This is a genomic window from Mycobacterium sp. NGS18 (assembly GCF_059813185.1).
This window is the reverse complement of record NZ_JCALEC010000002.1, coordinates 287,010-299,471: the sequence shown is the minus strand read 5'-3', so window position 1 is coordinate 299,471 and position 12,462 is coordinate 287,010. Positions and strand designations below refer to the sequence as shown.

The window sequence follows — 12,462 nt, the reverse complement described above, 5'->3', positions numbered from 1 at the left end:
GTCCCGAGATTGCAATCATGCCGGAAAATTCGCGAAATCACCTGCGTGAGTGCAATCTCGGGGTGAGGGTGCCCCGCCACCCCCGCGACCGCAATGCGCGATAGACGCGTTCGATCACGTCGTCCGCACGGTCCTCGGCGATCACCTTGATGTTGAGCCAACCCAGCTGCGGCAGCTTGCGCTGGCGGCGTTCACCACGGACGTACTCACGGCGGTCGGCGCGGTGCTGATCCCCGTCGTACTCGGCGGCGACGCGGAACTCTTCCCACCCCATGTCGAGCATGGCGAACAGGTGGTAGTTGATGTGCACCGGAATCTGCGTCGTCGGGATCGGGAACCCGGCATCGATAAGCAAGAGCCGCAACCAGCTCTCTTTCAGTGATGCCGCACCGCCGTCGACCAGTGGCAGCAGTTCCCGAAGCTGCTGCAATCCCCTGGCCCCGGGATACCGATCGGCGAGCTCCAGAACACGCTCGACCGCGAACGGCGTCGCGCGCATCAACGCATCCATCCGGGCCAGGGCCTGCCCGCGCGGCAGGTGGCGCCCCATGTCAAAAGCCGTGCGGGCAGGAGTGGTCACCGGAAGGCGCCCGACGAACGTCAGCTCGTCATCGGCGACCGCCTCGTTACGCGCGATCACCCCGCTGGGCGGCCGGCCGTTATGCAGCAGCATCTCGACCACCGTGTCGTCGTCGACCCAGCGCGCCCCGTGCAATGCGGAGGCCGCGACACCGGCGATGATTCCGCGCCGACGCGACCACAGCCAGGCGCCTTCGATCCGGTCCCTCAAAGTGGGGACCGGCTGGTCTGCAGGGAGGTAGACGTCGGGGAAGATGCGCCGGCACCGCCCCAGCCGATGTCGGGAGATCGTGCCTTGGCCGACCGCTTCGCTGCCGAGGAATGTCTTCATGCCCGGAAAGCATGCGCGTGGGCACCGACAGCACGCCGAGATTGCACTCACGCAGGGAAAAACGGCGGAAAGTCTGCGTGAGTGCAATCTCGAGAGGGGAGATGGGAGACGGGAGACGGGAGACGGGCTCCCATCTACCCCGCCGCCACCTCGAGCGCCACGCCCGCCCCGCAGATCACGACGACCAATACCAACGCCACCGCGTCACCGAACCGCGGCCGCGCCGGGGACGCCGAAATCTGGCCCACGCCACCGCGAGCGGTGATCGCATCCCCCATCTCGTCGGCGCGGCGCAGCGTGACGGTGATGGCCGCGGTGATCAGGTCGATCGCCTCGCGCGCCCAGCGACGACGGCGCTCCCGGCGGGTGCGCGGCCGGATCCTGGGCCGCAACCCGCGGGCGGCGTAGAGCACCCGGAATTCATCGATCAGCATCGGAAACGCGCGCAACGCCAGGGCCAGGGCAACGGCCCACTCGTCCACCGGGATTCGCAGCAGCCGCAGTGGCCGGCCCAGAGTGGTTACTGCAGGCGCGATTTCGGCGACGTTGGTGGTCCACGACACCATCGCGCCCAGCCCCAGCAGCACGATCGACAGGGCGGTGATGCGCAGGAAGTACAGCAGGCCGCCCAGCCCGGCCGGTTCGCCGCCGGCCATGGCCGCGGTGGCACCGCCGACCACCAGCAGGACCCACAGCCAGCGCGGCACCGACGGCAGGGCGCCCCGCGGAATACGGGCGACCCGGGCCGCGGTGAACACCAGCAGCGCCACCGCGCCGATCGGCCCCCAGCCCGGGTAGAAGGTCAGCAGCACCGAGATGCCGAAGACGACAAGCAGTTTGGTCCCCGCCCACAAGCGATGCACGGCGGAGTCGCCGGGCACTGGGCGCAGCAGCACCACCGGGCGCGGGTTGCGACGCTGCGCTTTAGTCATGCCGCACCCGCCGGTGTCGGCACCAGCACGCCGTCCTGCAGGTGCAGGGTCCTGGGGCACAACGCCCCCAGCCCGGCGAAGTCATGGGAGATGACCACCACGGTCAGGCCGGTCTCGCGCCGCAGGTCCTCCAACAGCCGCAGCAGCCCGTGCCGGCTGGTGGCGTCCAGACCGGCGAGCGGTTCGTCGAGGATCAGGGCTCGCGGCGAGCGGGCCAGCAAGCCCGCCAGCACCAGCCGGCGCATCTGACCGCCGCTGAGCTGGTCGATGCGCCGACCCGCCAGCGCCGCATCCAGGCCGACCGCCGCCAGCGCGCCGTCGATCCGGGCGCGGTCCTGCGGTGAGAAGCCGGCCGCCGAGGCCACCTCCAGCCCGACGTGGCTGCGCATCAGCTGCAGCCGAGCCGCCTGGAACGACAATGCGACCGCCCCCACCTGTTCGTCGGAGGGCCGGCCGCCGAGCAGGCAACTGCCCGCGGTCGGCGTCGTCAGGCCGGCCATGATCCAAGCCAGCGTCGACTTCCCGGAGCCGTTGCCGCCGTGGATCAGCAACCCGTCGCCCTCGTCGATGGTGAAGCTGATGTCGCGCAGTGCGGTCTTGGCCCACGGGGTTCCGCGGCCGTACTCATGTCCGACGCCGGACAGTTCCAGCACCGGCGGGCCGGAGCGGCTGGTGGACGGCGCGGTAGGCACGTCGGCGGTCTCCACCATGGCGGTGTTGTCCGGCGAGCCGGACAAATCGATGGTTCGGTCGGCGCTGCCGACCTCATCGTTGTAGTGGGTGATGTGCACCAGTGCGGTGCTGTGTCGCTCAGAAAGCCCCGAGAGCACTCCGAGAAGCGCCTCGCGGCCCTGCGGGTCGACCATGCTGGTGACCTCGTCGGCGATCAGCAGTGCCGGTTCGCGGGCCAGGGCCGCGGCCACTGCCAGGCGCTGCAACTCACCGCCGGACAGACCGCCGGTGTCACGCTCGGCGAATCCGGACAGGCCGACCTCCCCCAGCAGCCGGTCGATGCCGGTGGTGGTGCCCGGCGGCAGGCCCCACACCACGTCGTCGGCGACGCGGGTGCCCAGCACCTGGCTCTCCGGGTGCTGCATGACGACGGCGGTGCCGCCGGGGGCGCCCAAGCCCACCGCGCCGGGGCGCTCGACGGTGCCCGCCGTGGGAGCGCGTCCGGCCAGCAGCAGCATCAGGGTGGTCTTGCCCGACCCGTTGGCGCCGGTGACCGCGACGTGTTCGCCCGGGTGTACCTCCAGGCTGACCGGCCCCAGGGCGTCGTGGCCGGTCTGGGGGTAGCGGAACCGCACCTGGTCCAGCCGTACCGGGACCGGCGCGACCGGGCCACTTTCGGCGGGCAGGTCCAGTTTGTGCACGTCGGGCACCCCGCGCAGCCGGTCGAGCACCCGCGATAACGCCCAGAAACCCAGCAGCGAGACGATCATGACGCTGACGGTCGTCTGCGCCAGAAGCAGCCAGTGCCAGTAGCGCAGCAGCACCCCGAGGAATCCGGTGAGGTCGGCGGCAGCTTGCTGGAATTCCGGCAGCGGCACCTTGGCCATGGCGGCCGCGACGCCGTTCACGTTGGCGGTGATCGCATCGAAGATCAGGTGCCGCAGCCGCGACAGTACGGTCAACGCCGCCACCACGCCGGCGCCGAAGAGGGCGCCGGCCACTGCCGAGGCCGCGATCACCGTCGGCAGACCGCGGCGGTGGCGTTTGATAGTTCCGGTCAGCCCGCCGATGTAGGCGCAGTTGACCACCGTCATGAAGCCGCCCATGCCGGCGATCAGAAACGCGATGGTCGCGGCGGCCACCGTGGCCGCGATCAGCACCCGAATCCGGTAGCGGTAGGCCAGCAAGCCCATCGGCACCGTGCCGAGCAGCGCCAATCCGGCGGCGAAGGGCACCACGACCGCGATGATCGCCGTCGCCGCGCACAGCGCCGCCATCACCGCGGCCTGCGCGATCTCGACGGGTTGCATAGACCGGTCCCGAACGCGGCTGGGGCCCTGGCCGGTCTTCGTCACCCGTCGATTCTGCCAGCCGGGCCGGACAGGTCCCGAAAGGCGAGGACGACCGAGTTCCTCAACTTTCTTCCACTGCTGTGCAATACTCGCGCGATGGCCGCCGCCCCCGCCCACGCCAGCCTGGGCGCCGACCTGCTCAGCGTCGTCGCCCGACTCAACCGGCTGGCCACCCAACGGGTCGCCCTGCCGATACCCGGAGCGCAGGCCCGACTGCTGTCGACCATCGAGGATCTCGACGAGGCCCGTATCTCCGAGTTGGCCATGGTCGACCACTGCTCGCAGCCGACCATGACCACCCAGGTGCGCCGACTCGAGGACGCCGGCCTGACCACCCGCACGCCCGACCCGCAGGACGCCCGCGCGGTACTGATCCGAATCACCGACAAAGGGGTGCAGACCCTGGACCAGGTTCGCCGGGACAGGGCCGCGGCGATCGACCCGGAGCTGGACCGCCTGCCGGCTGATGATCGCCGCACGCTTGCCGACGCGGTTGAGGTGCTGCACCGCTTCCTGGCCGAGACCGCTGCGGCACGGCCGGTCCGCTAGCAAGCGGACCAGCAGGAATTCGGCTCGGAAGTTTCCAGCCTGAGCGGTTTGTCGAATATGCTCAGTGCGGCATCGGCCCGAAGCGATTCCAGGCCTCCGGCGGCTCCCGCACTGGGCTGGCGGTCTTCGGGGGAAGGACATCGTGGCGGATAGATTGGCGTTGGTCACCTCGATCGCCGCCCAGCTGATGGCCACCACACCATCGACGGCGCCGGCGGTCAGCGAGCGGGTGTTGCAGACGCTGGTCGAGCAGCTCAACGTCGACGCCGGGTTCCTGCGCCACAACGACCACGAGATCAGGGCGTCCAAGCTGGTCGCCGAATGGCCACCGCGCACCGCCCCGCCGGACCCCGATCCCCTGGCGGTCGTCTCGTTCACCACCGCCGACCCGGTGTTCACCACCTGCGCGCACGGCAAGCGGGTCGCCGTGATCCGGCCGGAGGCGGCCGAGTCCGGCTATGTACGCCAGATGGCGATGGACCACGCCATCGAGTCCCTGTCGGTGGCCACCGCGCCGCTGATCTCGGGGCCGGTGACCACCGGCATGCTCTACCTGGTCAAGTTCCGCCGGCCCAAGTGGCGCCCGGAGGAACTCAACACCATCGAGGCGATCGCGTCGCTGTTCGCGCAGTTGCAGGCCCGAGTCGTCGCCGAGGAGCGGCTGCGCTACCTGGCCGACCACGACGACCTGACCGGTCTGCACAACCGCCGCGCGCTGGTCGCGCACCTCTCCGATCGGCTCGTCGAGGGCAACCCGGGCCCGGTCGGCGTCTTCTACATCGACCTCGACCGGCTCAAGCCGATCAACGACTACCTCGGGCACTCCGCCGGCGACTGGTTCATCCAGGACTTCGCCCGCCGGCTCCGGGTCTACGCCGGTAACCGGACCATGACGGCCCGCATCGGTGGCGACGAGTTCGTCGTCATCCCGGACTGGCCGATGTCGATGGCCAGTGCGGAGACCTTCGCCGATCGGCTGCAGGGCGCCTTGCGCGACAAGGTGGAGATCCAGGGCCACACCGTCACCAGCACGGTCAGCGTGGGTGTGACGGTGGGGCTGCCCGGCGAGGACACCGCCGCGGGATTGCTGCACCGCGCCGACGAGGCGGTGCTGGCCGCCAAACGCGGCGGCGGCAACCAGACCGTCAGCTCCACCGACGACATGTCGCTGAAGAGTTTGTTCCGCAAGGACATCGAACTGCACCTGCAGGGCAAGATCGACGATGAGTCACTGCTGCTGTACTACCAGCCCGAGGTCGACCTGTGGAGTGGCGCGATCGTGGCGGTCGAGGCGCTGGTGCGCTGGCGGCACCCGACCCGTGGGCTGCTGCTGCCCGGCTCGTTCATCAGCATCGCCGAATCCGCGAACCTGGCCGACGATCTGGGCCGGTGGGTCATGCGCAGTGCGTGCGCGGAATTCAGCTCATGGCAGGCCAACGGCGTCCGGACCAACGCCACCCTGCGGGTCAACGTGTCCCCGGTGCAGTTGGCCGCGCGGGGATTCGTGCAGAACGTGGTGGAGACCGTCGACGAGTTCGGCCTACGGCCGGGGTCGCTGTGTCTGGAGATCACCGAGCGCGCGGTGGTACAGAACATCGAGAGCACCCGGCGCACCCTGGCCGAGCTGCGCGAAGCCGGGGTGCAGATCGCCATCGACGACTTCGGCACCGGCTATGCCGTGCTGTCGCATCTGAAGGATCTGCCGGTCGACACGCTCAAGATCGACACCGTGTTCGTGCGTGAACTGGGCGTCAACCCCGGCGATCTCGCGATCGTCCGGGCGATCATCGCGCTTGCCGAGGCATTCGGCCTCCAGGTGGTCGCCGAGGGCGTGGAAACCTCCGCGGCCGCACTCACCTTGATGCGGCACGGCTGTCACCGGGCGCAGGGCTTCCTGTTCTCCCGCCCGGTGCCCGGCCCCGCCGCCGAAGCGATGCTGGCCTCGCGCTGGATAGCGATGCCTTTCCTAGCCGACAGCCAGGCCCTGGTGATCTGACAAGAACAACGCCCGGTAGAACGCGGCACACAACCGCACCCCCGGCTGCCTGCCGGCGAGCGCAGCGGTCGGTGCGGTGCACCAACGCGGCTCGGCGTGCGGCGGCAATCGGCGGTGCGGACCCCTCGAGGTGCCCCGGGCGAAGCTGTGGGAGGAACGCACCGATGCCGGCAACGACGCACGCTGCTGCGCGCCCGAGCCGTGCAAACCAGTTCCTCGCATAAACGGGGATAGTACATACCTTTTGGACGATGCTCAACTCAAATGAGACTGCTAGTCAGAGCGTGCCGGTCGTCGACGGCGTCGTCCGCGCCGGCCGACTCTCCGGCAGCGGGAAGGACGCCCGCCTGGCGGGCTCCGCCCGTCATAATCAGAGGCATGGAGCGACGGCGTAACGCGCAAACCCCTCAGACCCCGATGGAGACTTTGCGGCAGTTGCCGGCCCTGGTCGTACTCGAACGGATTCCGGTACCGGTGCTCGCGATCGTCGACGACGGCACCATCTTGTTCGCCAACACCGGCTTCGCCGACATGCTGGGCTACACCCAGGAAGAGGTGCTGGCCCTGGAGTTCAGGCAGATCTTCGGCGAAGTCCCGCCCGCTGAGGAATCAGCCCTGGCGGTGATGCACTCGTTGGCCAACCTCGTTGTCTCCCTGGAACATCGGGATGGTTCGACGGTGCGGGCGTTGATGAGCAAGTCAGCGCTCGAACGTGCCGACGACCGGGTTGCGCTCGCGACGTTCCAAGACCTGACCGAGCAGCTGTGGCTCGATGAGCGGTAGCGCCTCAGCGCTCCACGGTTGAGTCGCCGCCGCTGTCCAGGCCGGGACTGTCCTGGTAGCGCAGCGCCTCGCGGGCCAAGAATTGCTCGAAGTACGACAGCGAGTCCGCGGCCACGATCGCCGGGAGCAGCATCTCCCACATCCCGGTCAGCCGCGCGACAGCGTCGCCGGCGCGCGACACCAGCCAGGTGCCGAGCATGGCCCCGGTGATCGACTGGGCGACCCGTCCGGGGTCGAGGCCCTCGCGCAGGTCGCCCTCGGCGATCGCGCGGGCGGTCTGCGCGGCCACCGCGGCCGCCCATTCTCCGGCGACCTCACCACCGAGATCGTTGGATTCGGACAGTGCGAAAACCAGGTGGCCCGCTGCGCGCGCCTCCTTGTCGGTGGCCAACGCCGCGGTGACGGCGAACATGCCGTGGATCATGCCCTCCAACGCCGGCGACGACGGCTGGCACATGCTCCGGAAGGTGTTGAGCATGGTGGCGAATCCGCCCTCGATGATGGCGACGACCAGCGCTTCCATCGAGTCGAAATGATGGTAGAGAGCGCCTTTGGTCACTCCGGCCCGGTCGATGATCGCGGTGCGTCCGGTGGCGACGTAGCCGACCTCGCTGAACACGTCGATAGCGGCATCGAGCAGTTTCCGCCGGGTCGCCTCGGATCGAACCTGACGTGCCATCAGCCGACCCGGTCGCCGGCCACGGGGGATGTGGCCGACGTGGTTCTGATGGCCAGCGCCGTGCGGCGCCGCAGGAACTGGAGGAAGTAGTCGAGCCGGTCGGTGGGCACCATACCGGGAAGCACGACGGTCATGGCCCGCTCGATCTGGCGCAGGAACTGCTCGGGCTCGTCGAGGTTGCCGGCTTGTCGCAGGCCCAGGTACAGCGTCAACAGCACCCGGGCGACGTCTTGGGGATCGCTGTCGACGACGTCGCCTTCGGCGATCGCCCGTTCGGCCACCACGCTCAGCGCTTGGACCGCGTTGTTGAGCACGGTGGTCTGCAGGCCCTCGGCGCGGCCGACCACCGGCAACAGATGCAGCACCGCGCGCGCGGTGTCCCGGCAGATATCTTCGATCGCCATCAGGTAGCCGACGTCGATCAGGGTCTCCAGGCCGGAGAGCTTCCGGTCGACCAGCGCCTGGACGGCCGCCCCGGCCCGGGCCAGTTGCTCGTCGATGACGGCCAGAGCCAACGCATGCTTGGAGCGGAAATGAAAATACATCGCGCCCTTGGTCAATTCCGCGTCCGCGAGGATGTCGTCTAGGCCGACGTCGTGATAGGGCCGCTGGGCGAACTGGTGCGCAGCGGCGCGGATGATCTGCTGGCGCGTAGCATCGGCGCGCCGGTCTGTGGGTTCAGCCAACGCGCGATCTCAGCCTCGTCACTGACCGGCACTCGTACCGCATTGTGCTAACGCTATCAAAGCATTGTTGAAAGTGACTCTTTTCGATACTCCGAATCGTCAATTGCCGCACGCGGCATTCGAAAAATATCAAATACGCTGCGGCCGGGTGCATTCGGTCTGCGCAGGCCCGGCCTGTGGTGTGAAGTCAGCGCGCGGCCATCGCAAACACCACGAACTGTGTCACCTGCCGCGGCGAGAAGTTGTCGTCGCTGACCAGCACCACCGCTTGCCGGCCGTCGGGCAGTCGTGGCCCCAGCGTGATCCCCTCGATGTTGTCCAGCGGGTCCAGGCCCGGCGTCGCGGACAGGTCGGCCAGCAGCGTCTTGGCCATCGGGGTCACGGCGTGTCCGGCCAGTGCCGGCACTCCCAGCACGTCGGTGGCGCCGGCGATCTCGGCGCGATACAGCCGCACCGTCGGGCGGGTGCTGAACGCCCGCTCGATCACCAGGAACGCGGTGTCCGACAGCGCCACCAGGTCGGTGAGGCCGTTGGTTTCGGCGGGCGCGGTCGCCGGCTCCAGCGGGTAGGCGTACTGGGCCACCGGAGCGCGTGGCTTTCCGTCTGCATCCAGGCGATAGGCGGTGATGCGGGTCAGCGCGCCGCGAGCCCGATCCGGTAGGGCGCCGTCGTCGTAGCCGGGTCCCTCCATCGCGGCGAACAGCAGCCGGCCATCGGCGGTGACGGTGAGGCCCTCGAGTGTCGTGTTGCGGCGCGGCCCGGTGCGCTGCGCGGACATGGCCAGCTCCGGCGGGATGGCGAACCGGCCGAGGTAGCTGCCGTCGAGGCCGGCAACCCTGACCCAGGGGTCGGCCAGCATCGGGCCGGGCGGGGCGCCGGTGAGCCGCTCACCCTCCGACGACCAGTACAGCCGCTGTCGGCCGCTGTCGAACGCGATACCTTCCGGGTCCGGCGGCACCACCGGCGGCGAATGGTCGAGGTGCAGCGGGCCGAACGGCCGCCCGCTCTCGTCCAGCAGCGGGTGGACGGCGGTGATCGTCGCCTCGTCGACGCCGCGCTGCGACACCGACAGCCGCACGGTGTAGAACCGGGCCGGCCCGCTGGCCGATCGGTCATCGCTGATCACGTAATAGCAGTCCCGGCCGGGGTCATAACTGATTCCGGACAGGCCGCCGACCGTGGTGCCCTCGAAGGTGCTGTTCGGCGGCAGTTGGAGCTGCCCCAGATACTCCAGTGCCGGAATCGCCGGCGCCCGGCACGGTGCGCAGCCGGCGACCAGTAGCAACGCCAGCGACAACAGCCGGGCCAGCTTGGAGCGCACACCCGTAATGTAAACCCGGTTTGCCGGTCGTCCCGCGCGGATACGGTGCAGGAGTGACCACTTCCGAAGCTCTGCGCGACACCTTGGACGGCCGCTGGCGTGCGGTGAAGAACCAGGTTCGGGCTACCCTCTCCGATGAGAAGTTCCGTCCGCACTACACCCCCAACACGGTGATCGCCCGTGCCAAGGTCGCCGAACAGCTGAAGATCATGGCCGGCACCGGCGTGGCCGCCGACAGCTTCCGCAAGGAGCACGGCGGCACCGGTGACGTGGGAGCGGCGGTCAGCATGATCGAGATGCTGGCGATGTCGGATCTGTCCCTGATGGTCAAAGCCGGAGTGCAGTGGGGGCTGTTCGGCGGCGCCGTGGAAAACCTGGGCACCGAGCGCCACCACCAGGCCTACGTCGGAAAGATCATCGACCTCGAGCTGCTCGGCTGCTTCGCGATGACCGAGACCGGCCACGGCAGTGACGTGCAGGCGCTGGAGACCACCGCCACCTACGACCCGGACACGGGCGAGTTCGTCATCGATTCCGCGACCGGTACCGCGCGCAAGGACTACATCGGCGGTGCTGCCGAAACCGCCACTATCGCCGCGGTTTTCGCGCAGCTGATCACCGAGGGCAAAAGCCACGGCGTGCACTGCTTCCTGGTGCCGATCCGGGACGCGGACGGCAACGACCTACCCGGCGTCACCACCTCGGACAACCACTACAAGGGCGGTCTGCCCGGAGTGGACAACGGCCGCATCGTCTTCGATCACGTCCGGGTTCCGCGGGAGAACCTGTTGAACAGATACGCCGACGTCGAGCCCGACGGCAGCTACCGGTCGTCGATCGAGAGCGACGGCCGCCGATTCTTCACCATGATCGGCACCCTGATCCGGGGCCGGGTCTCGGTGGGCGGCAGCGCGGGGGCGGCCGCTCGGGTTGCCTTGGACATCGCCACCAGATATGCGTTGCAGCGCAGGCAGTTCGGGGCGCCCAGTGCGGACGGGACCGAACACGAGGTGCTGATCATGGACTACCTGGCGCATCAGCGCCGGCTGTTCCCGCTGATCGCCCGGTCCTACGCGCTGCAGTTCGCCCAGAACGAGCTGGTGGGCAAATGCCATGACCTGCAGACCGCCGACGACCCCGACGCCGAAGAGCAGCGTGAGCTCGAGGCGCGGGCGGCCGGGCTCAAGGCCGCCAACACCTGGCACGCGTCGCGGGCGATCCAGGAGGCGCGGGAAGCCTGCGGGGGCGCCGGCTACATGGCCGAGAACCGGCTCATCGCGTTGCGCGCCGACACCGACGTGTTCACCACCTTCGAGGGCGACAACCACGTGCTGACCCAGCTGGTGGCCAAGCAACTGCTGACCGCCTACGCCGACGACATCGCCGGGATGAGCCCGGTGGACTGGGTGCGGTTCGCCGCCGAGACCGTCGGCGACCGGGTGCTCAAACGCACTGCGGCAGAGACGATCATCCAGACGATCGTCGACGCCCGCCAGGACAGCGAGGAGGAGGGCAGCCTGTTCAACCGGGGCACCCAGGTGCACATGTTCGAGGACCGCGAGGAATATCTGCTGACGTCGGTGGCACGCCGGTTGCGAGCGAAGTCCGAGGAGATGAGCGACTTCGACGCCTTCAACGCCGTCCAGGACCACGTGCTGCACGCGGCCGCGGCCCACATCGACCGGGTGGTGCTGGAGGCGTTCGTCGCCGGCATCGACTCGTGCCCGGACCCCGAGGCCAAAGAGGTGCTGGAGCTGGTGTGCGACCTGTACGCACTGAGCGTCGTCGAAGACGACAAGGCGTGGTACATCGAGCACCGGTATCTGTCCACCGACCGGGCCAAGGCTGTCACCCGCGGCATCAATGACCGGTGCCGGAAGTTGCGGCCGCACGCCCAAACCCTGGTCGATGGATTCGGCATCCCCGAACAGCTGCGCTACGCCGAGATGCTGCATCCCGAACACTTGGACTAACCGCCGGGTCTCATTCGGCTAACCGCCGGTTGGTCCTGTCACAGGCCGGCTTTATAGGCTGTCCGCATCCACCCCGAACGAAGGAGCATCACTCATGGCGTGGTTCCTCGCGCTGAACGCCACCCCGACCAAGGGTGGCCAGTCGCCGACCTATGAGCTGCAGGAATCCGCTGACATCGAGCGGATCACCGAGGAGATGGCCACCTACGCCGCCGCCGATCGGGCGGTGGCGGTTCCCGCCGTCTTCAACAACGGCCGCCAGCAGGTCACGCTGTATGTGCGCCCGGCCGCGTGGGGCGCGTGGGCGATCTATGAGCTGAGCGAGGAAGAGCGCCGCGAATTAATGGCCGCCAGCCCGCTGGTCAACGCGATCGCTCAGGCCCGCGCCGCCAAACAGCAGCAGGGGACTCAGCAGCAGCAACAGCAGCAGATGTTCGCACCGCCGGCGCAGCCTCAGCAGTCCGGTCCTTCGGTGATTCCCAGGCTGGACTGACGCGGGTAAAACGTGGCTCCCCCGGGTGGACTCGAACCACCAACCCTCCGGTTAACAGCCGAATGCTCTGCCAATTGAGCTACAGGGGACTGCTGTCCGCGTGGACGTGCACGACT

General features: G+C 68.8%; 11 protein-coding genes and 1 tRNA gene. 5 read left to right on the top strand and 7 right to left on the bottom strand.

Annotated features, from left to right (window positions below):
• Window positions 1-37 precede the first annotated feature (37 nt).
• From AC5Y31_RS04920 to AC5Y31_RS04910, 3 genes are all read right to left on the bottom strand, one after another.
• A complete protein-coding gene (locus AC5Y31_RS04920; protein WP_499978503.1) occupies window positions 38-910 on the bottom strand; it encodes a type IV toxin-antitoxin system AbiEi family antitoxin in 873 nt (290 codons plus the stop codon).
• Between the two features lie 134 nt (window positions 911-1,044).
• Entirely contained in the window at window positions 1,045-1,842 is a 798-nt protein-coding gene (locus AC5Y31_RS04915; protein ID WP_499978499.1) for a CbiQ family ECF transporter T component, read from the bottom strand.
• On the bottom strand, window positions 1,839-3,824 hold the full coding sequence (locus tag AC5Y31_RS04910; protein ID WP_499978975.1) for an ATP-binding cassette domain-containing protein: 1,986 nt from the start codon (window positions 3,822-3,824) through the stop codon (window positions 1,839-1,841). Before AC5Y31_RS04910 ends, AC5Y31_RS04915 begins: the two co-directional genes overlap by 4 nt.
• A 138-nt stretch (window positions 3,825-3,962) precedes the next feature.
• On the opposite strand from AC5Y31_RS04910, the gene AC5Y31_RS04905 reads away from it, so the two are divergent.
• The 3 genes from AC5Y31_RS04905 to AC5Y31_RS04895 all read left to right on the top strand — a co-directional run bounded on the left by AC5Y31_RS04905 (window position 3,963) and on the right by AC5Y31_RS04895 (window position 7,194).
• Window positions 3,963-4,415, top strand: a complete 453-nt coding sequence (locus AC5Y31_RS04905) for a MarR family winged helix-turn-helix transcriptional regulator (protein WP_499978497.1) — start codon at window positions 3,963-3,965, stop codon at window positions 4,413-4,415.
• Window positions 4,416-4,602: 187 nt separating this feature from the next.
• Window positions 4,603-6,411, top strand: a complete 1,809-nt coding sequence (locus AC5Y31_RS04900) for a putative bifunctional diguanylate cyclase/phosphodiesterase (RefSeq protein ID WP_499978971.1) — start codon at window positions 4,603-4,605, stop codon at window positions 6,409-6,411.
• A gap of 417 nt (window positions 6,412-6,828) precedes the next feature.
• Window positions 6,829-7,194 (top strand): PAS domain-containing protein, encoded by a 366-nt coding sequence (locus AC5Y31_RS04895; RefSeq protein ID WP_109401098.1) that lies wholly within the window; start codon window positions 6,829-6,831, stop codon window positions 7,192-7,194.
• 4 nt (window positions 7,195-7,198) lie between these two features.
• Here AC5Y31_RS04895 and AC5Y31_RS04890 read toward each other — a convergent pair whose 3' ends face one another.
• The 3 genes from AC5Y31_RS04890 to AC5Y31_RS04880 form a co-directional block, all read right to left on the bottom strand.
• A complete protein-coding gene (locus tag AC5Y31_RS04890; RefSeq protein ID WP_499978494.1) occupies window positions 7,199-7,873 on the bottom strand; it encodes a TetR family transcriptional regulator in 675 nt (224 codons plus the stop codon).
• Window positions 7,873-8,559: a TetR family transcriptional regulator gene (locus tag AC5Y31_RS04885; RefSeq protein ID WP_499978491.1), complete on the bottom strand. Its 687-nt coding sequence runs from the start codon at window positions 8,557-8,559 to the stop codon at window positions 7,873-7,875. Before AC5Y31_RS04885 ends, AC5Y31_RS04890 begins: the two co-directional genes overlap by 1 nt.
• 187 nt (window positions 8,560-8,746) lie before the next feature.
• Window positions 8,747-9,880 (bottom strand): esterase-like activity of phytase family protein, encoded by a 1,134-nt coding sequence (locus AC5Y31_RS04880; protein ID WP_499978488.1) that lies wholly within the window; start codon window positions 9,878-9,880, stop codon window positions 8,747-8,749.
• Between the two features lie 53 nt (window positions 9,881-9,933).
• On the opposite strand from AC5Y31_RS04880, the gene AC5Y31_RS04875 reads away from it, so the two are divergent.
• Window positions 9,934-11,853 (top strand): acyl-CoA dehydrogenase family protein, encoded by a 1,920-nt coding sequence (locus AC5Y31_RS04875; RefSeq protein WP_499978485.1) that lies wholly within the window; start codon window positions 9,934-9,936, stop codon window positions 11,851-11,853.
• A gap of 94 nt (window positions 11,854-11,947) precedes the next feature.
• The gene (locus tag AC5Y31_RS04870) at window positions 11,948-12,346 is read left to right on the top strand and encodes a hypothetical protein (RefSeq protein WP_064855234.1); all 399 of its coding nucleotides are present in this window, start codon (window positions 11,948-11,950) and stop codon (window positions 12,344-12,346) included.
• Between the two features lie 13 nt (window positions 12,347-12,359).
• On the opposite strand, the gene AC5Y31_RS04865 is transcribed toward AC5Y31_RS04870, so the two are convergent.
• Window positions 12,360-12,435, bottom strand: a tRNA-Asn gene (locus AC5Y31_RS04865).
• Window positions 12,436-12,462: the final 27 nt, after the last annotated feature.